27 protein-coding genes and 1 pseudogene are annotated in these 22,913 nt (G+C 33.2%); 2 read left to right on the plus strand and 26 right to left on the minus strand.

What is annotated here, in order from left to right:
* Positions 1-113 precede the first annotated feature (113 nt).
* From P3R27_RS12505 to mobQ, 19 genes and pseudogenes are all read right to left on the minus strand, one after another.
* Positions 114-248: pseudogene (locus tag P3R27_RS12505) on the minus strand (DUF2812 domain-containing protein); the annotation flags it as partial.
* 11 nt (positions 249-259) lie between these two features.
* Positions 260-571, minus strand: coding sequence for a PadR family transcriptional regulator (locus P3R27_RS12510; RefSeq protein ID WP_301359692.1), 312 nt, complete (start codon positions 569-571; stop codon positions 260-262).
* 331 nt (positions 572-902) lie between these two features.
* Positions 903-2,393, minus strand: a complete 1,491-nt coding sequence (locus P3R27_RS12515; protein ID WP_301359693.1) for a primase C-terminal domain-containing protein — start codon at positions 2,391-2,393, stop codon at positions 903-905.
* Positions 2,394-2,784: 391 nt separating this feature from the next.
* Entirely contained in the window at positions 2,785-3,033 is a 249-nt protein-coding gene (locus P3R27_RS12520; protein WP_002328891.1) for a helix-turn-helix transcriptional regulator, read from the minus strand.
* A gap of 322 nt (positions 3,034-3,355) precedes the next feature.
* Positions 3,356-4,177, minus strand: a complete 822-nt coding sequence (locus P3R27_RS12525) for an LPXTG cell wall anchor domain-containing protein (protein ID WP_301390152.1) — start codon at positions 4,175-4,177, stop codon at positions 3,356-3,358.
* Between the two features lie 59 nt (positions 4,178-4,236).
* Positions 4,237-4,605, minus strand: a complete 369-nt coding sequence (locus P3R27_RS12530) for a hypothetical protein (RefSeq protein ID WP_010750195.1) — start codon at positions 4,603-4,605, stop codon at positions 4,237-4,239.
* Positions 4,606-4,631: 26 nt separating this feature from the next.
* Positions 4,632-5,609 carry a hypothetical protein gene (locus P3R27_RS12535; protein WP_301359699.1) on the minus strand — a complete coding sequence of 326 codons (978 nt, stop codon included), beginning with the start codon at positions 5,607-5,609 and terminating at the stop codon, positions 4,632-4,634.
* 16 nt (positions 5,610-5,625) lie between these two features.
* The gene (locus P3R27_RS12540; RefSeq protein WP_301359702.1) at positions 5,626-6,570 is read right to left on the minus strand and encodes a conjugal transfer protein TrbL family protein; all 945 of its coding nucleotides are present in this window, start codon (positions 6,568-6,570) and stop codon (positions 5,626-5,628) included.
* The gene (locus P3R27_RS12545) at positions 6,570-7,493 is read right to left on the minus strand and encodes a hypothetical protein (protein WP_301359705.1); all 924 of its coding nucleotides are present in this window, start codon (positions 7,491-7,493) and stop codon (positions 6,570-6,572) included. The genes P3R27_RS12540 and P3R27_RS12545 overlap by 1 nt, the downstream gene beginning before the upstream one ends.
* Positions 7,494-7,510: 17 nt before the next feature.
* Positions 7,511-9,166: a VirD4-like conjugal transfer protein, CD1115 family gene (locus tag P3R27_RS12550; protein ID WP_301359707.1), complete on the minus strand. Its 1,656-nt coding sequence runs from the start codon at positions 9,164-9,166 to the stop codon at positions 7,511-7,513.
* Entirely contained in the window at positions 9,159-9,590 is a 432-nt protein-coding gene (locus P3R27_RS12555) for a hypothetical protein (RefSeq protein WP_301359709.1), read from the minus strand. Before P3R27_RS12555 ends, P3R27_RS12550 begins: the two co-directional genes overlap by 8 nt.
* Positions 9,591-9,594: 4 nt before the next feature.
* The gene (locus P3R27_RS12560) at positions 9,595-10,146 is read right to left on the minus strand and encodes a hypothetical protein (protein WP_301359712.1); all 552 of its coding nucleotides are present in this window, start codon (positions 10,144-10,146) and stop codon (positions 9,595-9,597) included.
* 12 nt (positions 10,147-10,158) lie between these two features.
* Positions 10,159-11,268, minus strand: coding sequence for a lysozyme family protein (locus P3R27_RS12565; RefSeq protein WP_301359713.1), 1,110 nt, complete (start codon positions 11,266-11,268; stop codon positions 10,159-10,161).
* Between the two features lie 21 nt (positions 11,269-11,289).
* Positions 11,290-12,642 (minus strand): conjugal transfer protein TraF, encoded by a 1,353-nt coding sequence (locus tag P3R27_RS12570; RefSeq protein WP_094889691.1) that lies wholly within the window; start codon positions 12,640-12,642, stop codon positions 11,290-11,292.
* 13 nt (positions 12,643-12,655) lie between these two features.
* On the minus strand, positions 12,656-14,617 hold the full coding sequence (locus P3R27_RS12575; RefSeq protein ID WP_033918713.1) for a VirB4 family type IV secretion system protein: 1,962 nt from the start codon (positions 14,615-14,617) through the stop codon (positions 12,656-12,658).
* A 10-nt stretch (positions 14,618-14,627) separates the two neighbouring features.
* On the minus strand, positions 14,628-15,257 hold the full coding sequence (locus tag P3R27_RS12580; protein ID WP_073470546.1) for a hypothetical protein: 630 nt from the start codon (positions 15,255-15,257) through the stop codon (positions 14,628-14,630).
* 16 nt (positions 15,258-15,273) lie between these two features.
* Complete coding sequence (locus P3R27_RS12585) at positions 15,274-15,657, minus strand: glycosyl transferase (protein WP_001083514.1); 384 nt, start codon at positions 15,655-15,657, stop codon at positions 15,274-15,276.
* A gap of 18 nt (positions 15,658-15,675) precedes the next feature.
* Positions 15,676-16,008, minus strand: coding sequence for a CagC family type IV secretion system protein (locus tag P3R27_RS12590; RefSeq protein ID WP_000713503.1), 333 nt, complete (start codon positions 16,006-16,008; stop codon positions 15,676-15,678).
* Positions 16,009-16,031: 23 nt separating this feature from the next.
* Positions 16,032-18,017: a MobQ family relaxase gene (gene mobQ, locus P3R27_RS12595; RefSeq protein ID WP_306425371.1), complete on the minus strand. Its 1,986-nt coding sequence runs from the start codon at positions 18,015-18,017 to the stop codon at positions 16,032-16,034.
* A gap of 291 nt (positions 18,018-18,308) precedes the next feature.
* On the opposite strand from mobQ, the gene P3R27_RS12600 reads away from it, so the two are divergent.
* Together P3R27_RS12600 and P3R27_RS12605 are read left to right on the plus strand one after the other, a co-directional pair.
* Positions 18,309-18,608 carry a hypothetical protein gene (locus P3R27_RS12600; RefSeq protein ID WP_301359596.1) on the plus strand — a complete coding sequence of 100 codons (300 nt, stop codon included), beginning with the start codon at positions 18,309-18,311 and terminating at the stop codon, positions 18,606-18,608.
* Between the two features lie 2 nt (positions 18,609-18,610).
* Positions 18,611-18,868: a DEAD/DEAH box helicase family protein gene (locus tag P3R27_RS12605; RefSeq protein WP_193809680.1), complete on the plus strand. Its 258-nt coding sequence runs from the start codon at positions 18,611-18,613 to the stop codon at positions 18,866-18,868.
* A gap of 22 nt (positions 18,869-18,890) precedes the next feature.
* On the opposite strand, the gene P3R27_RS12610 is transcribed toward P3R27_RS12605, so the two are convergent.
* The 7 genes from P3R27_RS12610 to P3R27_RS12640 form a co-directional block, all read right to left on the minus strand.
* Positions 18,891-19,196, minus strand: a complete 306-nt coding sequence (locus P3R27_RS12610) for a hypothetical protein (protein ID WP_031644669.1) — start codon at positions 19,194-19,196, stop codon at positions 18,891-18,893.
* A gap of 32 nt (positions 19,197-19,228) precedes the next feature.
* Entirely contained in the window at positions 19,229-19,726 is a 498-nt protein-coding gene (locus P3R27_RS12615) for a DnaJ domain-containing protein (protein ID WP_233060566.1), read from the minus strand.
* A 62-nt stretch (positions 19,727-19,788) separates the two neighbouring features.
* Positions 19,789-20,106: a hypothetical protein gene (locus tag P3R27_RS12620; protein ID WP_045135949.1), complete on the minus strand. Its 318-nt coding sequence runs from the start codon at positions 20,104-20,106 to the stop codon at positions 19,789-19,791.
* A 437-nt stretch (positions 20,107-20,543) separates the two neighbouring features.
* A complete protein-coding gene (locus tag P3R27_RS12625; RefSeq protein WP_077495093.1) occupies positions 20,544-21,407 on the minus strand; it encodes a zeta toxin family protein in 864 nt (287 codons plus the stop codon).
* A 1-nt stretch (position 21,408) separates the two neighbouring features.
* Complete coding sequence (locus tag P3R27_RS12630; RefSeq protein ID WP_031644662.1) at positions 21,409-21,681, minus strand: antitoxin; 273 nt, start codon at positions 21,679-21,681, stop codon at positions 21,409-21,411.
* Between the two features lie 17 nt (positions 21,682-21,698).
* Entirely contained in the window at positions 21,699-21,914 is a 216-nt protein-coding gene (locus P3R27_RS12635; RefSeq protein WP_002295735.1) for a peptide-binding protein, read from the minus strand.
* A gap of 91 nt (positions 21,915-22,005) precedes the next feature.
* Positions 22,006-22,860: a ParA family protein gene (locus tag P3R27_RS12640; protein ID WP_301357498.1), complete on the minus strand. Its 855-nt coding sequence runs from the start codon at positions 22,858-22,860 to the stop codon at positions 22,006-22,008.
* Positions 22,861-22,913 lie beyond the last annotated feature (53 nt).

Consider the following 22,913-nt stretch of genomic DNA (forward strand, 5'->3'; position numbering starts at 1 on the left):
CCGAAAAGAAGGCACTCTCTTCGGGTTTTCGGTCTGTACTGAAATCAAGGTATTATTGGGAATCCCAGCTTAAATCATAGATACCGTAAGGGATTTTATTCTTTATTTAAAACTTTGCAACAGAACCTTTCAAAAGTATACATAGGCACCAGAGAATTAACAGAAACTAACCTATATCCCTCTTCCTGTATAGAATTGATCCATTCTTCTTCTTTTTTCAAGGATAAGAAAATTCTAAATTTCTTCATGTTGTCCCCTCCTAATATCCAAATTCAGAAGATAGTTTAATCAGGCTTCTTAGACGTTCTATTTCTAGTTTTAAAACTTCTTCTCCTATATCAGTAATTTTGTAAACTCTTCTTCTTTTTTCCCTACTTGGAATTTCTTCTATCCACTTAAGTTTAAGTAAATTTTCAATCGCTCCGTACATTGTTCCAGCGGCTACCTTAACTGAACCCTCGCTTAACTTATCAATTTCTTGAATAATAGCATATCCATGAGCAGGTGAAGTTAAAACTAACAGAATATAAAAAGTTGTTTCGGTTAAAGGTAAATATGGATTTCTAATCATATAAAAACACTCCTCTTGATGTACAGTTACTATGTATAAAGTTTAACTATATACATAGTAACTGTACATGTTAAAAAAGTCAAGTATTAGATAAAAGTTCAAAAAATAAGTGTTCGCTTCGCTCTCACTGCCCCTCGACGTTTTAGTAGCCTTTCCCTCACTTCGTTCAGTCCAAGCCAACTAAAAGTTTTCGGGCTACTCTCTCCTTCTCCCCCTAATAATTAATTAAAATCTTACTCTGTATATTTCTGCTAATCATTCACTAAACAGCAAAGAAAAAACAAACACGTATCATAGATATAAATGTAATGGCATAGTGCGGGTTTTATTTTCAGCCTGTATCATAGCTAAACAAATCGAGTTGTGTGTCCGTTTTAGGGCGTTCTGCTAGCTTGTTTAAAGTCTCTTGAATGAATGTATGCTCTAAGTCAAAAGAATTTGTCAGCGCCTTTATATAGCTTTCTTTTTCTTCTTTTTTTACTTTAATGATCGATAGCAACAATGATTTAACACTAGCAAGTTGAATGCCACCATTTCTTCCTGTTTTAATCTTAAAGAAAATTTCCTGATTCGCCTTCAGTACCTTCAGCAATTTATCTAATGTCCGTTCAGGAATGCCTAACGCTTCTCTAATCTCTTTTTTGGTCGTCACCAAATAAGGCTTATCTATCGCGCTTTTTTCGCTAATATAAGCCATTAAATCTTCTTTCCATTCTGACAAATGAACACGTTGACGTTCGCTTCTTTTTTTCTTGAATTTAAACCACCCTTGACGGACAAATAACTCTTTACTTGTTAAGTCACTTGATACCCAAGCTTTGCAAAGAATGGTAATGTATTCCCTATTAGCCCCTTGATAGTTTTCTGAGTAAGCACTTCTAACAAGTTTGATCACTTCTTTTTCTTCTAAGGGTTGATCTAATCGATTATTAAACTCAAACATATTATATTCGCACGTTTCGATTGAATAGCCTGAACTAAAGTAGGCTAAAGAGAGGGTAAACATAACGCTATTGCGCCCTACTAAACCCTTTTCTCCTGAAAATTTCGTTTCGTGCAATAAGAGATTAAACCAGGGTTCATCTACTTGTTTTTTGCCTTCTGTACCGCTTAAAACCGTTAGACTTGAACGAGTAAAGCCCTTATTATCTGTTTGTTTGAAAGACCAATCTTGCCATTCTTTGAAAGAATAACGGTAATTGGGATCAAAAAATTCTACATTGTCCGTTCTTGGTATACGAGCAATCCCAAAATGATTGCACGTTAGATCAACTGGCAAAGACTTTCCAAAATATTCTCGGATATTTTGCGAGATTATTTTGGCTGCTTTGACAGATTTAAATTCTGATTTTGAAGTCACATAGACTGGCGTTTCTAAAACAAAATATGCTTGATAACCTTTATCAGATTTGATAATCAACGTAGGCATAAAACCTAAATCAATAGCTGTTGTTAAAATATCGCTTGCTGAAATAGTTTCTTTTTCCGTGTGAATATCAAAATCAATAAAGAAAGTATTGATTTGTCTTAAATTGTTTTCAGAATGTCCTTTAGTGTATGAACGGTTTTCGTCTGCATACGTACCATAACGATAAACGTTTGGTGTCCAATGCGTAAATGTATCTTGATTTTCGTGAATCGCTTCTTCGGAAGTCAGAACAACGCCACGTCCGCCAATCATGCTTTTTTTTGAGCGATACGCAAAAATAGCCCCTTTGCTTTTACCTGGCTTGGTAGTGATTGAGCGAATTTTACTATTTTTAAATTTGTACTTTAACAAGCCGTCATGAAGCACAGTTTCTACAACAAAAGGGATATTCATTCAGCTGTTCTCCTTTCTTACGAAAATTAATTAGTTAGAAGCTACGATCAAAGTTGAATCACAACAAAAAAGGCAATCAACTAAGTTTTTCTTAATTGATTGCCTGGTATCTTCTTAAAGACTTGAAATTCCCTCAAAAACCCGATATAATGGGTTTACAGATATTTAAGTATCTGATTAATAAAGTAATTAAATACTTTACCAAATTTTGGGTCTCGACTTCTTTAATTGATTGGTGGTAATCAATTAAGGCTCGCAACTTATTTTCTTGGCGGAAAATAAGTTGGTCGTGGCTCTTTTTTTGTATTCTTTATTCAGTTCGTTGTTTCGTTATATCTAGTATACCGCTTTTAAAAAAAATAAGCAATTAAAAAGTGTAAAAATATTACGTTTACTCTTTTTTGCTTATTTCGCTATCTAGTTGTAATTCTAGCTGTTCCGAATCGTTAGGGATCAAATCAATGACCAGGGTTGAATTTGTAAGTTTTGCAATCCGTTCCAGTGTTTTTACAGTCGGGTTTGATTTTCCTAACTCAATTTTTAAGTAATTAGATTCTTTCATTCCAATTTCTTCAGCAAACTGTTTACGTGTTTTATTTCCTCTCATTTGTCTTAAACGACTTCTGAATGCTAGCTCCAAGTTTCTCCCCCCTCTTTTTGTGTAATAAAATTCACGCTTTATTTTAAATTATAGCTTTTAATATCTTAATAAACAAGTGATTAATCACTTGTGATTTGTGATTAATCACTTGTGATTTGTGATTATTCCAAAAGTAGGTAATTTCACCAACCTTTTTCAAAAGTTTTTATCGACGATTATTGGACTGGATCGTGTTTCCTAAAGCAATTCTAAGCGCATGTTTAATTTTAAAGTGGGTAATTCTCTTTAAAACGTCCTACAATGATTCAATAAAAGCATGGCTGCTAGTGAAACTTGCGACCATGCTTTTATAAATACTTAATTAGATTCGCTTTTTAAAAATGAATGCTGATCCTAATACCATTAATGACCCTAGGACAGACAATGCAATATTTTCTGTTTCTCCTGTTTTTGGTAAAACTTTCATTTTTCCGTCTGAACCTTTAACCGTTACTGTTCCGTCTTTTTGAACGTTTGCACCAATTTCTTTAGCTTCAACTTTCTTTGTTGTTCCGTCTGCTAATTGAATAATCGGTTTACTATCTTCAACTGCAACGATCACAACGCCTGTATCTGTATTAACTGGGTTTTCGATTGGGTTTGTGTCTACTGGTTTGTTTGGTACTGTTGGCTTACTTGGCTCTGTTGGTGTACCTGGTTCTGTTGGCTTACTTGGTTCTGTTGGTTCGCTTGGTTCTGTTGGTTCGCTTGGCTCTGTTGGTTCGCTTGGCTCTGTTGGTTCGCTTGGCTCTGTTGGCTCCGTTGGCTCTGTTGGTTCGCTTGGCTCTGTTGGTTCGCTTGGCTCTGTTGGTTCGCTTGGCTCTGTTGGTTCGCTTGGCTCTGTTGGTTCGCTTGGATCAACTGGAGTAGTCGGGTCTGTCGGCTCTACTGGATCAACTGGATCAACTGGATCGACTGGATCAACTGGATCAACTGGATCAACTGGATCAACTGGATCAACCGGAGTAGTTGGATCGGTTGGTTCTACTGGAGTAGTTGGATCGGTTGGTTCTACTGGATCAACTACATCATCAGCTAGAACATTGACACCTGAACTACCTGTTGCTTCGTCCGCAAAACTGACAAGCGGTGCTGATACTAATAAAGCAGTGCTGAATAGTGTTAAGAGGGCAAATTTTTTCATTTTATAATCTCCTTAAAAATTAGTATTTGTGTACATAAATAGTATATCATAAATATGCTTTATCTGACATTTTTGTTCATCTTTTTTTTAAAAACTTCTAGTGATTCCTTTGTTAGAAATAATGTTTTTCCTGTATAAATGTGATCGATTCCCTCTAGTCTATGAGGAAACCGTTTATAAATATGGGCAAAATATTCATCATTTTTCCCTAGCGTTTGACTTGCTTCTTTTGCTGTAATTAATTGAGATAAGTCATTGCTGAAATTATCAGAAAAGATAAGCGTACCGCCAATTTTTCGATAGTTAAATTTATTCAGAATTTCATGCTTATTATTTCGATAAGCCTGGGATAGGTAATTTCTATTTTTACCTATCCTTTCACTCATTTCTTTAGCTGTGTAAATTTGTTTTAGATTAATTTTCCCCATTTTTAGCACTCTCTTTTTTGCATATTTCAGTTAAAAGAGAAGTCGGCAAGTGTTGGTTGATTTGTCACAAGAAAGCCGTTTTTGGTTGGTTCTACTTCAAAAGTGATCTTTTGCATTTTACTACGATCCTCTACCGTAACATTTAAAAGGTATTCAACACTATACCCTTTTTTTGTTTGTTCGCTACCGTAATAATTAACACTTTTAAGAGTTTTCCCTAACGCTTCCCAATCAGCTATATCTACTTTTTCTGATACATAACTTCTTAAACTAGATTGATAATTTTCTTTATTTTTTTCTTGTGAAAAATAATAAGTTAAAAAGTATCTACCAAATGTATCTATTTTTGATTGGGAAATATCGGTTTCTTTGACACGTTCAATTTGTTCTTTCAATGATTCGCTCTCTTTTTTTACTGATTGAAGTTGTACTTGTTGAATAACGCTTACTCCTATCAATAATACAATAAATAAAGCTAAAATAGATACGAACAAATTAAATTTTGTACCATTTTTATTAGGTGTTTTTTTCGATAGTGTTTTTTCTTTAACTTTTGTTTGACTTTCTTCGGGTGATTGCTCTTTTCTTTGTTTTTCACTAACAAGATCGGGTTCTTTTGCTTCGTCAGCTATACTTTCGCTTGATTGTATTTGTTGACTGTCTAAACCTTTTTGTATCTCCTGGCGGTTTAACTCTTGCGTGTTAAGCGTTGGTTCTATTGGTTCATTCAAGTAAACTAAAACGTGTTGATCTGTTACTCGATTTAGTAACAAGTTAATTACGTCCGTTTCTTTGGTATTTTTTGTATTCAGCGTAACAGACATAATTTTTGTTTGATCTTCTACTCTAAAAATACCTACACGAAATTTAACTGGAATTCCTCGACTTGTCTTTTGTTGTAAATAGTGTGTGACTTCGGATAATTCGCTTTTACTTAATTTTCGATTCAAAAATTGTTTTTCTTCTTCGGGAAGAATAATTCGTATTTCAAAATAATAAGACAATCGTTATCCCCCTCTCTTATTTTCTAAACATAGCCATCATTGCTAAGTTTCCAAGTCCGCCACCTTTTGACACTTTGGTTGAATACCACATATTTTGTAGGGCTGACGGTGTTTTGATAATCAACAAGCCACATCCAACCATTAACATAAAGTTTGGTAACGTATATTTTTCAGCAATCATGAGTGTAATCATGAGTAAGTACAAAATAAGCTTAATAAGCATTGTGAGTGCTTCGGATAACAGTTCTTTGATCCATATTTGAAAGTAATTTTGTTCGTCTGTTAAAAGCGATAAGGCAACTAATGGTGTTAACATAGTCAGTACCAAGAAATCGGCATAAAAGACACAGATCGCTACAAAATACTTGGTAATGGAAAAGGCAAAGAATATCACAAAAACAAAGAGAACAACGGCACTAACGCCACCATTAAAGAAATTGGAAACTAAGAAATTACGCAATCGTTCGCCGATCGTTTCCACGTTCAAATCATTAGCGACTTGTTGAATCACATATTCCCCGATTGGTGCAACAATCTTTTTGATAAAAAAGTTCATTGCCCAGGGCAACGTTGCTAAGGCAATAGACGAGTAAAACAGCTTTTGAACAATATTAGCGGTCAATGCGTCACCACTCCCATTAGAAGCTTGTATTTGCGCTTCAATGACCTTATACAACACAATACCAATCGCAAAGGTTGTCGTTGCAAAGACAAACACATTGGTAATGGTACTAATCAATTCGATATTGGGAATATCAAAAGTCGTCTTATTGGCAATTTTCATACTGGCTTCTAACAAGTCACTGCCCCAATTCCCTAATAAGGTATCAATAGGGTGCAATACACTATCCACACTCTCTTTTACGCCTTCAAAAACGCCTGAAATTGTATCGCTAACTTTATCAACTAAATCTTTTCCAGAATCAACTATATTTTCACCAACATCTAAAATATTAGGCATTAGATTATCCCTCCAATCGATCCTGTTACTTGCCACTTACCAAGTTTTTCATTGTACTTCATAATGACAAATGCGATACTTACTCCTTCAACGTTTTTCTTAGATTCTGTCAGATTTATTCCAACAACTTCGTAACTCAAATCATTATCCCAATCTAATTGCGTGAATATATTTTTATAGGCTTCTCTATGTCTAGCATCATTTCTCCAGTCCACCCATTCAAACGGAAAATCATTACGCAACACAATTTTCGTGTTTTGTTCTGTTTTTTCCGTATCTAAGAACCAAGTATTTAACCATTGGCTTTGATCGTCATTTTGCTTAGAAATCGTTAGCCCTTTGGTACCGTCAACGATCACTGGATTGAAATTGAAACTTGTTTGCAAACTCGTATAAAAATCATCTGCTACCTTATCGCCAAACTTGGCTTTTAAGTTATCAATCAGTTTGGTTTGTAATTCAATCGGGCTTGTACCGCCTGATCCTTCTTTCAATAATTCTTTGTTGATTTCTAAAATCACGTCACCATTAGAGAAAGACTTGTACCAACTCTCAAAAGCTTCTGTCGCTTCGTCTGCTCGCTCTTTCGCACTTAATTTGAGTAAATGGTCGCTTGAACCTTGAACGGCTTGTGAGCTGTTTTCTGTGGCTTCTCCGCTTGTTTCTGACTGGTTGCTTTCGGTGGTTTCTGTGGTGGCTGTTGGTGTCACTGGTGGTTGATTCTTATTGTTAAAATAAGAAATGCCCACAAAAGCAAGAATACCGACAACTAAAACGCCAATCACTACGTTACGGATCACTTGACGGCTAAATTCCATTTTTTTAATGCCCTCACTTGGTTCAATTCCTTTTTCTTCGATTTCTCGTTCGACTTGCTTTTGAAACATTGGGATATTCCCAAAAAATTCTTTCAGTCCATTCATTTGATTTCCTCCGATCTTTAAAATGGTAATTCGCTGTTGTCATTGTTGGCTGTGTTTTCCTCTATACCTTCATCAAAACTACTTAGAATATCACTCATTGATAGTTCTTTTTCTTCCTCTTCTTCTGTTACTTCTGATTCGATCGGTTGTTCAGGTAGATTTATTTCTTTTTTATTCAAATCATCTTCTTGTTTCTTCTCATGAAAAATTGGGGCGCTTGCTAGTTGCACTTTTCGTTGTTTGTGCTGTTTTTCCAATTCCTCAATGTATTCTTTGGCAAATTCCGTTTGACTGCTTATATAATCTTGCTGTGAAATTTCATGCTTTTTAAGAAGATTTCCGAACAATTCAAATTGTGGCGTTTTTCTTAACATGTAAGGTTTACCGTCAATTAACACAATACTTTTTCTGCCATTTTCTTCTTGTTGTAAATTGATAACTTCCCCTTCGGTAATCAATCGCCTTTTTTGGTAACCGTAGCTTTCTGACTTACTTCCGCTTCGATTAGTCGTTTTTGCAGACGTTTTACTCTCGCTTGTTCCGCCTGTATATACTTTGATTGTTGTATCATTTACTTGTCTTGAAAAGTATTCGGCGGTCGTTTCCTCTACACCACCTAGACATATTTTAATGGCATGATTCCCAATGATCGCTTTAAATTTCTTATCTCCGTAAAGTTCAAAGCCCTGGGGCAAAGATTGCAATATGGTACTAACTGAAATACGATACCCTCGACACGTTGCAAGAAAATTCTCGTATGTTGGAAAGTAGCCCAAATTGACAAATTCATCTAGTAACATAACTAAAGGTACTGGCAATTTTGCGTTGTGCTTATCCCCTAAAAAATATAACTCTGTAAACATTTGTTGGAAAAAGAGATTCACTAAGCCGTCCCAAGTTCGATCTAGGGGTGAAATTAGCACGTATAAACAAATTTTTGACGTTCCTAATTCCTCAAAGAAAAAATCGTTTGTACTGGTAAATTCTGATACTTCTTTATCAACAAAATCTTGTAAAGTCGTCAATAGACTAATAACAATGTTTGGTCTTGCTTCACTTTGTGCTTGTCGGAAGCCTAAATAGTAACTGCGTTTTGCTTCGTGTCCGTCTGGCAAACGCTCAAATTGTTCATCAAGTTCTGATACACCTTCTTCGTTATAGCGTGGATCAAATTCTTCTAAAAAGTCTAAAATACCCTCAATTGTTCTTGCGCTTGGTTCATACTCAAAATAAACATATTTAATCAACGTATTTAATAAGCTTAATTGTGCATTGAACCAAAAATCTTTCCGTTTGGGATCATTCTTTGCTGATACTATGACGTTCGCAATCTTGTTTGTATCATTTGATTTGCGAATGTAAAGTAATGGATTGTACCTAGAACTTAGTAAAAAATCTTTAAAATTTATGACAACCGTTTTGAAGCCCTGGGCTTTTTTTATTTCATTGGTTAACTCGTAAATTTCCCCTTTTGGATCGGTTACAACAATTGACGTACTGCGATTATTTACAACATTAGGCAAAACATAACTTTGTGTTTTAAATGATCCTGGACCACCTACTACAAAAATATTTCGATTGCTTATTTTGCTATCTTCGGGTTGGATCACAACATTTCCGCTTTGAAATTTCCCTAAGATTAAACCGTCTGATTCTGCTAACAAACTACTCATTTTTCCCCCTCCTCATTGACTTTTCTAATATCTTTTTCATTGACTTTTCAGGGATCAAATGAACATTTTTTGGTGCGTTTATTTCTGATTCTTCCCCCCAATAAGCCGATCCATGAACAGGGTTTGTTTTCCCGACAACCTCAAACGGTTGGCGTTTGGTAGGGTGTAGAAAGACAAATAAAATAATTAAAACAATGATTTGTACAATGAAGAACGGAATCATGTAATTAGATTGAATGATCTCTAAAAAAGTATTGATCGGGTGCTTTAAAATAGTTGTAACAAAGGTACTCAATTCAATATTTGTATCATTCGCAATGATAAAAGGTAATAATTTAAACACAATCAATGTTACTGGTAATAATAGTAGATAGAGTATAACTAGGGTAATCAGTTTTACTTGCTCTTGCTTCTTCTTCGCCATGCTTCTACTCCTCTCCTAATTGAATGGTCGTTCTTTGGGTAATTTTTTGGTTTTTAATTTGGATAATTTGGTTTATTTCAAAATCATTTTTTGTACCGTTAAAAACCTGGTGAATCGGTGCTGTTACTAGATATTGCTGTGAATTATCCTTACTTTCATAAGCAAGAATTTTTATTTCATTTTCGTTTACTGAAGACTTTTGAATCGTGTTTTGCTGTGGGCTATATGAATTGTTTACGTTGATCTCGTTTTGTAATTCTTGATAAACGTTGTCTGTCGCTAATTCTTTAACCGTTGTCATAGATATTTCTTTTTGGCTTTTTTCGTAGTTATAAACGGTCTTGTAAAATTCTTTGATAATTTTTTCCGATTCGCTTTGGTTAGTGTCTTGTTCCGATTGTTTGTTTGCTAATTCCGTTTGTACGCTTTTTAATTCGCTCTTTAACTGGCGGATCTGCTCGCCTTGTTTAATCCCAAAAACAACCATACCTATGGTAACCACAAGTAAAACAAGCGTTGAGATAAACAAACTAACTTTTATTTTGTCAAACTCCATTTCTTCCTCTCCTTATTCAACATAACTTGCAATATTTGCAATAGAAGCTGGCACTACTCGATAACTGATTGTTCCACTTCCTGGGTTTACTACATTACACTCTGATACAAGAAGCGTACCGTCTGCATTTACGACTTCTACAAAGGCAACGTGTCCGTAAACTGGATCAGAGCCAAAAGAACCAGGTGGGAAAGAAATTGCCGTACCTACTTTTGGCTTATTTGTTACTTTATAGCCTAAAGCTTTCCCTTTATAGCCCCATTCGCCACCATTGCCCATAAAATCATCAACTGGTTTTCCTATTTGAGCCATACGATTAAAAGCATACCAGGTACATTGCCCAAAAGGATAACTGCCACTGGTATTATAGTTATGTCCGTCATATCTTGGATAACGTAATTTATTTTTGTACTCACTAGGTACATCAACTTGAACAACGCCAGTATTATTAGAATTGTTTTGAACGCCCTCTGCGCTTGCCTGGCTTTCGTTAACGTATTCAAGTAATTTTGGCACATAGAACATATTTCCGTAGTTATAGCGGTAATTGTAGCCCATTGAAGTAGATAAAGCATTGACATAAGGTACCTTTTCGCCACCTGACATATTAATAGAAAATTGTTTAGCCAACTCAAAAGAATACGTTCCGCCATTTTTAACTACAAAATCAACAAAACCACCGCCATAATTATACGCTTGAAGGGCTGTTTTTATATCTGATCCTCGGTTTATAGCGCTTTTCATATTTTCTACAAAAAACTCTACTCCTCGTTGTATGCTTCGTTCGGGGTCTTTAATAGTGTTCGGGGGCAGTCCTAAACTTTCGCTTGATTGCATAGGGTCGCCACCTTCACCGCCTGATTCAATTTGCATAAGGGCTAAGATATAAGGCACATATTCCATACCGTCATATTGTCTAGCGTACTTTTCAACGGTACGTTTGTACCTCAAAACAGATTCACTTAAATTTTGGTTTTCTGTTGCTAGTCCGCCACTAGGGGCTGTTTGATCGTTATTAAAAATAAGAAGGAAGATTACAATGATAAAGACGAAAAAGCCTAAAATTGCTTTCGCTATCGGTTTTCGATAACGAATAAGCAGTTTAGCAGCTGTTGCTCCCATGATATGAAATCACCAACCTTCCTAATCTTTTTCAGCGTTTGTTAATTCAATCTTTTCACTAAGCAATGTGTTGTTTTCTTCTAACAAGTCATTGGTTTGTTTTTTCTTCAAGTCCTCATTTAAAGAATTATCCTTATACATATTTTCTAGTTCTTCACTGTTATTTTCAATCAATAAGTCAATCATGCTGATTTGACGTTTAGGATCGATTGCTAATTTCTTTTGTGTAATTGATACTTGGCGAATATTTTTCACTGTTGGAATGTCTTTTTCTTTTACTGATTTATCGATTAAAGCTTCAACAATTGTTGTATCGGTACTAGTTTGAACCAGATACTCAATATCTGTTGAATTGTCATACGCTAAAATCTTTTTGAAGTCTGCTAAATAGTCGCTTCCTGGTAAATCAAGGGCTTCTATTTTTTCGGTTTCTCCTTGTTTGTACAGACTTTGAATAATTTTTTTATCTGACTTTTTATCAAGTTCATAAGCCTTGGTATAATCACCAAGTTTCACGTAAATATCAACTTGTTTTTTCTTAGGATAATTGAGCTTTTGCATATCCTCTTCGATATTCTCACTATCATTATCAATAATCTTATTTAAAATAGTGATCTCGGTTTCTGCGCTTTGCTGTGTAGCCGTAACTTGTTTATTCTCATTTACTTTCATAAGAAAAACCGTACCACCATATAACGCAATAACACCTACAACTAACGCAATTTTTAAGCTTTTATTTCTGCGAATTTTTCGAACGTCTGCTTTCTTATCCTGTAATTCAGTAGAAAAGAAATTCTTTTGTTCTTCGGTTAGTCGATTTTTTATTAAATCTCTTAATGATTCTAGGCTTTCAACTGCTTCTATATCATTTAAAAATGAATTTTTTTCTTTTGCTAGAACTTCGATACGGTTCTTCTCATACTTTTCAAGCGTGTATTTACCAAAAAAACTACAAATAAAATTTTTCCATTGCTCTAATTCTTCTTTAGTTGAGTAAGGCAAATTACCAAAATGATCTGCTTTATAAATAAAAAGCAAGTCACGTGTATCTTTGAGTAGGATATTTTGCATTGCTAGATAGGTGTTTGTTTTTTCTAGTACATTCATTTCAAGTAATCGATTCACTATATCCAATTTATAAAAATCAGCATATTCTTTTAAATCAAGTAGTGGTGTATAGCCATTAGGACGGTGATAAACAATTTCTAGTTTTCCGTCTTTGGTTAAAATTTCCTCGACATCAACAAAATATTGTTCACTTTCTTCTACATCAAAAATATGTTCTCGATTCGTCAAATATTTTTCGTTTATTTGGACGACAATTACATTCTCTTGATAGTAGAATTGTAAATTTTTCAAGATTTTGTATTTCATTTTTTTCTCCCTTCTATTGAATTTTCGATCTTAACAACCAGTTGATCTCTTTCTTCGGACTAACGCCGTAAATATCTTCATATTCGCCTGGGTTAAGCAAACGCATTTCTTCCTGTGTTAAATCTACTTTTATCTTTGCTCGCTTTGTACCATGAAAAAGCAAAGCTTCCCCTTGACGTTTTGAGGTAATGAACGATAATTCTTTTTTTGTGAGTTTAAGTTTCAACTCATTTGAAATACCTTGTGCTTCCGTTTCATCAAGTCCAAAGAATACTTTTGTAAAGCTATTCCCAATAATTGCTTTACCGATATTATCAGGTGCTTTTAATACATCATCAATCTGTTGGGTTGATACGGTACAATCAGCATTGTATTTTCTAAAGCGTTTATATGCTTGGAAGAAAAAGTCAGCACTAATTTTATTCTTCAGTAAAAAGTGAAATTCATCTGCATAAACAGACGTTACAATTTGCGGATTGTTGGTTATTTCTTCAAATAGATAACTAAAGCTGTTGAGGTATGCTAAATCTCTGATTCCTTCTTCGGTCTGTAAATCTCGCAAAGAGAAGCAAATTAACGGATTGTTTAAGTCAATATTTGTATGACCGTTAAATATCGTACGGCTTCCGATTGTAAAATCTTCTAATGAATAAATAAAATCTTCAATTCGCTTGTATCGTTTGGGATCAGTTTCTTCTAATGCTTTCAATCGACTTTCTAAGTCTGAAAATGTTGGAAAATCGGTGTTTTCCATTTTTGACAAGTTTTTCTTCTCGTATAAAGTGGTATAGCATTTTTTCGCTTCTATTTTAATAATGGATAATTGACTATCAGTCAAAGAATGATCTACCATTAGGAAATAAGGCGTTAAAATATTCATTCGTTTACTGATTTCTTTATCAATATCATTGTCAGTCATTTCATAATCTTTATGCTTTATTTCAAGATTTTCTACAAGTTCGTCCTCTTCAAAATCGGATAACGATTCTTTTAAATCCACATCTGGTGTATTGCGTGAGTAGATTTGAAACGGATTGATACGAACATCTGACATAGACGAAAGATTGATTATTTCGCCCCCTAGAGAACGTACACGCTCTGTTTGTTCATCTTCGGGATCAAATAAAACGATTCTGTGCCTTAATTCTGTTGAGTTATCAGAAAAAGCATATTTTTTTAAATAGTCTGACGTTAAGTAAGTGGTTTTTCCCCCACCTGATAGACCAAAAACAAATTTGTTACGATTAACTACTAATTTTCTATTTGTGTAATCAATACTAACAATATTTTCAGTATCTTTATTGATTCCCTCGATAATCATATTTTTAGTAAATACACTTAATTCATTATCATCAAAAGGAAAAATACTGCTTGCACTGATTGAATTAGCGATTGTATAGGTGTATTCAGGTACTTCATTAGATTGTAACGGCAAGGCACTCCAATACGCCTTATCAATCATAGTATATGGAATCAAGGCTTTTACTCCACTTGCGATACAACGTGTTTCAAAATCTTCACACAATTTTTTTAGCTTATCTTCGGACTTACTTTTGATCAAAACATAGGTATATAAATAAAGATAAGAAGTGTTTTCGTCAACGGCTTGTTCTAACTGCGTTTGTGCAATTTTCATTTCACGTTCTAAACGGATAATCGTCAACGGATCATGCGAACGATCGATCTCTGCTTGCTTGTTCTTAATGGTTCTGTTGTAATAATCATTCAATGAGTTACCGTTTGCTTTAGTGTAGTAATGAGATATGGTTATATCTCCACTCATTTTACGAATACGATTAAACCAATTTCCTCTTGGTTTATTATTGTATTTTGTAATGACATAGGGAACTGCGTATGAATCATCGATTAATAATTTGTCACGTTCTATTGTAAAATTAAATGGTGCTAAATCAGATACAACGTCCGTATCAACTTCGGGTATCAAGACAATTTTCTCTTTTGGTATCTTCTCCATTTTAACGCTCCTAACTATTCAAAACCTTTTTCATCTCGCCAATCGTACAAATTTCAACCTGACAATCATATTTACTTAAAAATGCAATTAAAGCTGTTCTGATTGTTCTTGTCTTATCACGTAAAACTTGATAAGACAATTCCAAACTGTCGTAAGTTTCCTTTGAAATTGGTTCAGAATTAATTACAAAATGTTGTTTCTTTGAAGTTTCCATGTTACTTGCTAAATTTCTATAATGATAATAGTAACTAGCCTTTAGTTGTAATAAAGCTTCGTTATGCCCTGGCATTTTGCGATAATTTTCTACTGTATTCCCCCAGGCTTCTACAAAATCGTCAATTTCTACTGGTACATTCTTAGAAGTGATCTGCGGTTCATATAGAACGTTTTGAGATAGAAAGACACCAAAATCTTCGTTTAAACCTTCTTGCTCTGATACTGGCAAGGTATCAACGTTTAAGCCGTCAACTTTTAGCATGCTCACAAGGCTAAATTGCTTTTTTTCTGGCTGATAAACGACAAAAAAATCTTTAAATACGCCTTGAAATCTTGAATTATCTTCCCAATAAATCATTTCTTTCATCGTATCGCTTTTTTTATTATCGTTACTTTTGGAACTTGTTTTTAGAAAATCAAACAATTAAATCACCTCTCTTTTACACTCGTTCTTTCGGCTTCTTATAATAGACTTTTGGTCTTTTAGAAAAGTCTTTTCTTTGCTTCATAAAATCAGATATAGAAATGTTAGGGCGGTCTGTAATTGGTTTAATCGTATAAAACGCCCATACACCACCAAATGACACCAAACCAACAATGACATAGATAATTAAAGGAAAAACGGCTGTGCTACGGAAAATAAGAATTGCCAATAGCACGCTTATTAATGCCGTACCGATTGCTTTTGCTGATTGTTTTAAATCTAGCCCTAATATAACTGTATATCTGTCAGATACGTTAGACGGAAAAAACCAAGTCCGCCCTTTTTCAGTATCTGCATTTAACAAATCTAATAGGGCTTGTTTCACTTGATCGCTATTCATAACTAACTCCCTTCTCTATTAAGCAAGTAAGCCATACGCCCAAGGTACTAACCAAACCAACGCCCCACCTAATGCCGTAACAAGCAAAGCTGTTCCTAATGCTTTATACATGGTATTTTTTTCTTGTGGATCATCAATAGACGGCAAATATTTAATAACAATTTTTGCACAAGCAATCCCACCAACTACAACAATTAAGGCTGTTAAAACACCTTTTATAGTGTTACCTGCTTGAACTAATTTTGCTTGTGGATCAGTGGCTGCAAACACTGGATCAGTAATAAACAATGTACCCAACGCAACAACCGCACTTCCAAGCTTAAACTTTGTATCTTTGATAAATTTTTTCATTTTATACACCTCTTGTTTTTATTTTATCGCAAAGGAATATTCCTTTGTAATGATTGATTTTTTTTTGCTTTTGTTTGCTTAATCAATTTGTCTAGGTTTCGTTTTTTCTGTAGTTGGTTACCACTCAACAAACGATTAATTGACTTCGCAAATTGGAACATTTTTACAGTCACTTCATTTTTTTCTGGTACGTCTTTATCCAATTCTTGGGATTGATCTTTATTGGTATTTTCAATTTCTTTACTTAATTCTATCTTATCAGAATCAGGTAAATAAGCATTGCGATTAACAACCTTTTTCAGATTTTGTTTTGCTAATGGGCTTAGTTCATCAATATGTTTCATGCTATCTTGAACAAAAAATACACCTTGACAATCATTAGGAATTTTCACTGTCTGAATGTTAGTTAAGAAGCCTTTTGATTGTTCCAACATGGAATTAATTTCCTCACTGCTGAATCTAGCAACTCCTTCGACTTTAGAAAAATCAGTTGTTTTGTAATAGTCAGTTTTTGCAAGTAGCATTTCGCCTTCTATGACTGAATCTATTGAAACATTTTTATCAAATTTTCTTTCAACTTCTGATTGAACATATTCTATCAATCCTTGTTTTATTACTATTAGTTTTTCTTTCTTGATTGATAAAATTTCTTTTCTTTCAGGGTTATTTTCTTTTGTTATACTATCTTCAACTTGTTTAATTTTTGAATCAAGATAACGGCTAGTCTGAAATGGTTTTTCTTTAAAAATCTTTTTACTTTCTTCTTTTTCTACGACTCTTTCATTGTAAATGACCTCTGCTAACTGATCTTTATTCAATAACTGTTTTCTAAATATGGTTTCATTAACCATTGCTCTAACTTCGTGATTTGAAAATTTGTCAATATTCAAACTTGGGTAAGATTTTTTGAAGAATCTTTCTGCTTGTTTGTCTAAAATTTCATTTGCCTTTGTAAGCATATCTCGTTCACTACTAATTTTACTTAACATCAAACGTTGTTTTTGAATTTCCATTTTATTATTAAAGATAAGTGAATTTTCCCATCGTTTTAATTCACCTATTCGTTTATCAATGTTTTCATCATTAATAAATAATTTCAATTCTTTTGAAAGATTTTTCAGTTCTCCTTTTTCTAAAGGTGAGAAAGTTTTTTCAAATTTTAAAGTGAAGTTTTGGTCTTGTTTTAACACTTTCTCTTGACTTTCAAGTTTATCAAGTTCGGCTAGAATATCATTGTAACTTTGAATCTCTAAATTTTTTCTTTTTAACTCACTTATAACTCCTTTTTCTTCTAATTTTTTTGAGTAAAAACCTTCATGAATTGTTGGTAGTTCTTTTTTTCCAAGTTCCGCATGCGATTTTTCTGTAATTTGTTGATCGATATTTCTATCTTTTAAATATTGATTAACTTTGTCTGCCCAATCTTTACGAATTTCAGAAACAAGAGATTTTCTATCCCAATCATTTGTTTTAATAGAAACCATTTTAATTTTACCATTTTCTAATAAAATCGGGTTTCCATGTTCATCTAGTTTAGGTATCTTTTTTCGCTTGTTAAGAATATTTCCTTCACTATCTACTTCTCTCATTGTTAACATAATATGAGCATGGGGATTGTTTTCATCATCTCTATGAATAGCTACATCTGCAATCATTCCTTCACTGACAAAATTATCTTTAACAAATTCTTCTATCAGTGATCGTTGATCTGTATTATTTAATTCAATTGGCAATGCTACATTTACTTCTCGGCAAAGTTGAGAATTCACCTGTTTTTCTGCTAATTCCATTTTGTTCCATAAAGTCTGTCTATCTAAAAATTCATTAGGTACATAATCAGGCTTTAAAATAAAAGCTTCTGGTTTAACAGTTCTATGGTTGTATAGATTAGTTTTTTCATATAGTTCACTATACAATTTTTCACCGCTTCGATAAGAAGCCATTGCAATTAAACTTCTTTTTCCGCCTTCTCTTTTTGCTATTGTCATAGATAAATGGAAGATTGCCAATTGTATCACCTCTCTTTCTTTTCAAACATGAGCGTAGCGAATTTTAACAAACACGCTTGACGATAAAACGAAATGTAAATTAAGTTTTATAGCACAATTACCACTAAATGAAATTTAGGGGTATAAGTGCGCCCTTAGTAAAATATCTAAGGGAAACTTCTATAAATTAATTTTACCACTTATCAATAATAAAGTAAATATGTTTATCCTGACATTTTTATTTTAATTTATTGATTTTACGCAAAAAATATAATAAGATAGAAATATATATTAAATCAGGAGGGATATTATATGGAAAACGAGGATCAAAATATCAATACAGAAAGCAATCAATTAATTACAAAATCTAAACCAAAAAAAAGAAAGAAAAAAACTGTTTCTGATATTGAACTTCAAATCAAAGAATTACAAAAGAAAAAAGAAGAATTAATTCTAAAATCAAAAGCAGATATTGGTGATTTTGTACTTTCTACTCTTTCAAAAAATGATATTTCTATTGAATCTATTGAAGAAAACAAAGAATTATTCTATGACGAATTAGAAACTTTATTAAATGCGAATAGTCAAAATTTTTCTGAATTACTTAAATAGTTATGGCAAATAATGATTTAAATGACATCAACAAAAAAATAGAAAAACTAAAAATTCAAAAAAATATTTTGCGAGCGAATAGCGAGCAAAATATAAATAGAAAAAAAAGAACAAAGCGGTTGATCGAAAAAGGCGCTTTGTTAGAAAAATATTTTGAAATTGACTATTTAACAGTTGAAGAAACAGAAGAATTTTTGAAAATATTTTCTGAATATATTAAAGCAAATAAACCCCAAAAGTACCAAAAACAAGAAAAATAAATTTCTTGTTTTTGGTACTTTTTCAAATGAAATTAATTGTTCTTAATGTTTGATTTTCCTTTTCTATTTGTTTAATAATTTCTATAACTGTCTCTTTATCTAAATCATACCAATCACCAAAAGCAATAATATCACCTGATATTTTCTTTTCAATAAAATCAACTGTTAAACTTATTTCTTTCGTTGACATTGGCGAACGTGCTTCAATTTGATATAAATCAAAATTATATTTTTCATTATTATTTATTCCTCTCATTTCCGTTGCTGTTGCTTTTAAAACTCGTAAAGTATTTCCTTCAAACTTAATTTTTTTAATGTCAATATTCATTTAAATTTTCCTTTCTTTGTAACTTGCAAACCCTATCGGGCTTGCAAGTATTTTTTTTCTTCTTTTTCTTCTTTAATTTTTTGGCTTCCATACATTCCTCTTATTGTATTCATGTCATAATTTTTATGACTTCTTTTTTTGTAATCTTTAGGGGCTTTATACCAAGCATATTTTTTAGGTGAATATCGAAATTCTAGGGCTTTTATATCTTCTTTATATGGTTTTGTATTACCTGTTAGCCATATAAATGTTCCTACTACTTCGATTGCTACGCCGTCCATTTTTAGATTGAACAGTTTATTAATAATATCCTTAAACTGTTCGGGTGTTTCTGTTGTTTCTTTGGTGTAAGTTTCACCGTCTTTATTCTTATGAGTGTTTTTTAATTTTTCAAATAAATCATCATATTCATTATTAAGTTGTGCCATTTCTTCATCTGAACCGCCACAATCGGGGTGTAACTTCAAAGCTAACTTTTTGTAGGCTTTTTTCAATTCTTCCAATGTTTCAACGTTTTTAATGTATGTCATGATTTTTCATCTCTTTCTTTTAATGTATGCCGTACCCGTCGAAACGGGTACGGATTTCTTTTTTACATTTGTACAATTTTCAGGTTTTCAATTTCCCACTCGAACCATTCAGAAAAATCTTGTTTAAAACCATTTATAGAATATTTTTCTTGTTCTTCTAATTCTTTACCGTTTTGTGGGTCTAGGTAGGTGGGTTTGTCTTTTGGTCTTGCATATACGCCTATCCATGTTGAAAAGTCGCCCTCAAAACTTCCGTCAATCACAAAACCTTGTTCTTTTAGTTCTTCTCTTACTTGTGCTTTTAGATATTGCTGTTCTTGTGTTCCGTAAAACCAATCATTTTTAAAATCTTCAAGTTGTAATTTTTTTGTTGTTTCCATTTTCTTTTCCTCTTTTCTTTTTGTTTTTTGGCTTTTTGACAACCATTTTTGTTAGGCGTTTGAAGAAGTGAAGCTGTTTTCCTCATGTTTTAAAAGCTAGAAATAAATTACAGTGTATGCTCCTTTCTTTTTTCGTTTTGTTGGTTCATTTTCGCCAGTGTGTTCGTGTCGTTTGCTGTGACGAGTACGCAACATAGACACAAAGAAAACACAAGGGCGAGCTTGCTCGTTTATATACCCTTGTGTTTTCGACTGGATATGTTAAGGTAACAAACAGTAAATGACACGTTACAGACTGCAAAATGTACCAACTGAAAAAAGAAAGAATGCTGTTGTGTGCTTTATTTCTCGATTAGCTTTTAAAACATGAGGAAATGTTTTTATAAAAAAAGAGTAGTTACCGTTTTTTGGTAACTACTCTTTTCCTTTTTTAAGGTTTAAATCCCTGGAAGTTTAGGTGTTTTGGGTATTGGTGGTGTAGGTGGCTGCAAACTTTCCAATTTTTGTTGTATCGCTTTAAATTCGGGGGCTTCTTGGTGTTTATTTTGAATCATTTTTTGCTCTACTCGCTCCAAAGTCGGTTGAATCTCTTTGCCTGACAATTTACGATTTAATTCTCTTTCTAAGGTCTCTTTTGGGCTGATAGAAGGCGTTTCTGAACTTGAATAGAGTTTTACACCACTTCGATTATAAAGCCTTATATCGCTAAATAAGCCCGTCTTATGAAGCTTATCTAAATTGATTGGTAAATTTTTGACAACAATATCATGGGCTTGTTTTGGTGTTGCCCTGGCTGTCAGTGGCTCATCTGAAAACATTGTTTCGTATCGTTCAATTGTGCCTAAATACGATTCAATCTTTGGTACTGCCATAACGTACATTTTCGTTTCATAGCTTTTTGATTGAAGCATTGTTGCGGTCTGAATAGGAACGTCTGTTGTTCGTCCTGTACCTTCAATCACTAAATTATAGCCTTGGTCGCTTAAACGACTAATAAGTGCTTCTGTCATGCGATTAGAATAAGGCGTAACATGCTTTACTACGTCTTTTTCATAAAGTTTCACTAATTCATCAAAATTAGGGTGTTGTTGTTTGAATGTATCATTATCAATGACAATGACATTTCCTTGTGTTTCTTCATAAATCGCCGATCGTAAACTGGTTTTTCCTGATCCTGGTTGCCCACCAAGTAAAAAAGCGGTTGGCGATTCAACCGCTTTTTTACCTTGAACCAATTCCTCTATGTTATCTCTCAAGCGATTCTCAAATTGCTTATCAGTAAAATTGACTATATTTGCCATATTAAGCCACTTTCTCTTTTTTCAAAACTTGTTTTGAATACCGATTCATTGACCGCCAATACTCATGAACGGCTTTTAATTCTTCTAAAGAATAATCAAAAAGATTTACACGTTTCGCAAGCTTTAATTGATTTAATAAATTGACTTCCAACAATTGGGAATTGTCTTTATTTAATTCATGATTCAAAACATAATTTAATACTCGATTATAGACACTTGCAGATAACTCGTTAATGATTTCAATTTCAAACGTTTTTTCATAAGTAACTGCCATTTCATTTTCACTCCTTTTTAAAGTTTATCAGGTAAATATTTTCGTATGTATTCTTCTAAGGCTTTATCCATAACTTCTTTTACGTTTCCGCCATTCTTTGCTGTTTCAATTTTTATAATATGGTGTAAGTCAGCACGAACACGAACCGTCTTATCTCCCATAATATCTTTTTTTGCACTGATTGGTGTATCATTTCGTTTTGCTTTTTGTGCGCCTAAATTTCCCACAATCACTCACTTCTTTCTATTTCTTCTTATTCTTATTTTATCATCAACAATCACAAATCACAAGTGATTTGTGATTAATCACTTGTGATTTGTGATTCTATTCTTTTTCATTTTCTAACTGAATGATTCGCTCAACCATTTCAAAAAATACGTTCTCATACATAGATAAAACTTTTTTGTCATAGCCTTTATGTTCTGTAATGCCGTTCTTAGACCAGGTACTTACTTTATTACTTCGCTTGATAATATTTTGGAAAACCAAATTATCTTCTTTATGTTCTTTGTACAATTCTTCCAGGTTCGATTTTATCGTTGCGCTGTCCGTATCAACTAAATAAGGAACAAAACCGATCATATCTAGTCCAGGGTTAAACTGTTCTTGTAAATCAATCAAATAGGAAATATAGTTTTGAATGTTGTTTGTACTTTCTTCTTCTGCTTGTAAAGGGATCATAACGTAATCACTTGCCACGATTGCATTATTTGTATAAACGCTTGGCGTTGGTACAGTATCGATAATAATGAGATCATAGTCACTTTTTAAAGGTTCTAACAGAGTAGCAAGCAATATACTTTCATTTTCAAAAGTCCATGAGCGAGTTAATTTTGGTAATAACATTAAATCAAACGTGCCAGGGATCAAGTCTAAATTATCGGTCAAATGAATAATAGAAGAAGCCAAGTTTCCATTTTTCAAGCCTTCATAAAAATTGACACGTGGCAATTCTACCTTAAATGTTTTTGCTAAGTCTTTTGTCAACGTTGCTTGTAAGTCCATATCGATCATTAAAACTTTTAAATTCAATTTGTCTGTCAAGTAAGCAAACATAGTCGATAATTTGGACTTTCCAACACCACCTTTAAAGTAATTATTCAAGATAACAATTGCTTCATTTTTATTGTTTAAAACACGTCTTAAATCTTCAAGTATTTTGAGTTCTTCCTTCTCCATAACTAAGCCCCATTCTTTTTTTTGTATAGTAATATTGTATCATTAAGAATCAC

The organism is Enterococcus spodopteracolus (assembly GCF_030441955.1).
Lineage (GTDB): Bacteria > Bacillota > Bacilli > Lactobacillales > Enterococcaceae > Enterococcus_B > Enterococcus_B spodopteracolus.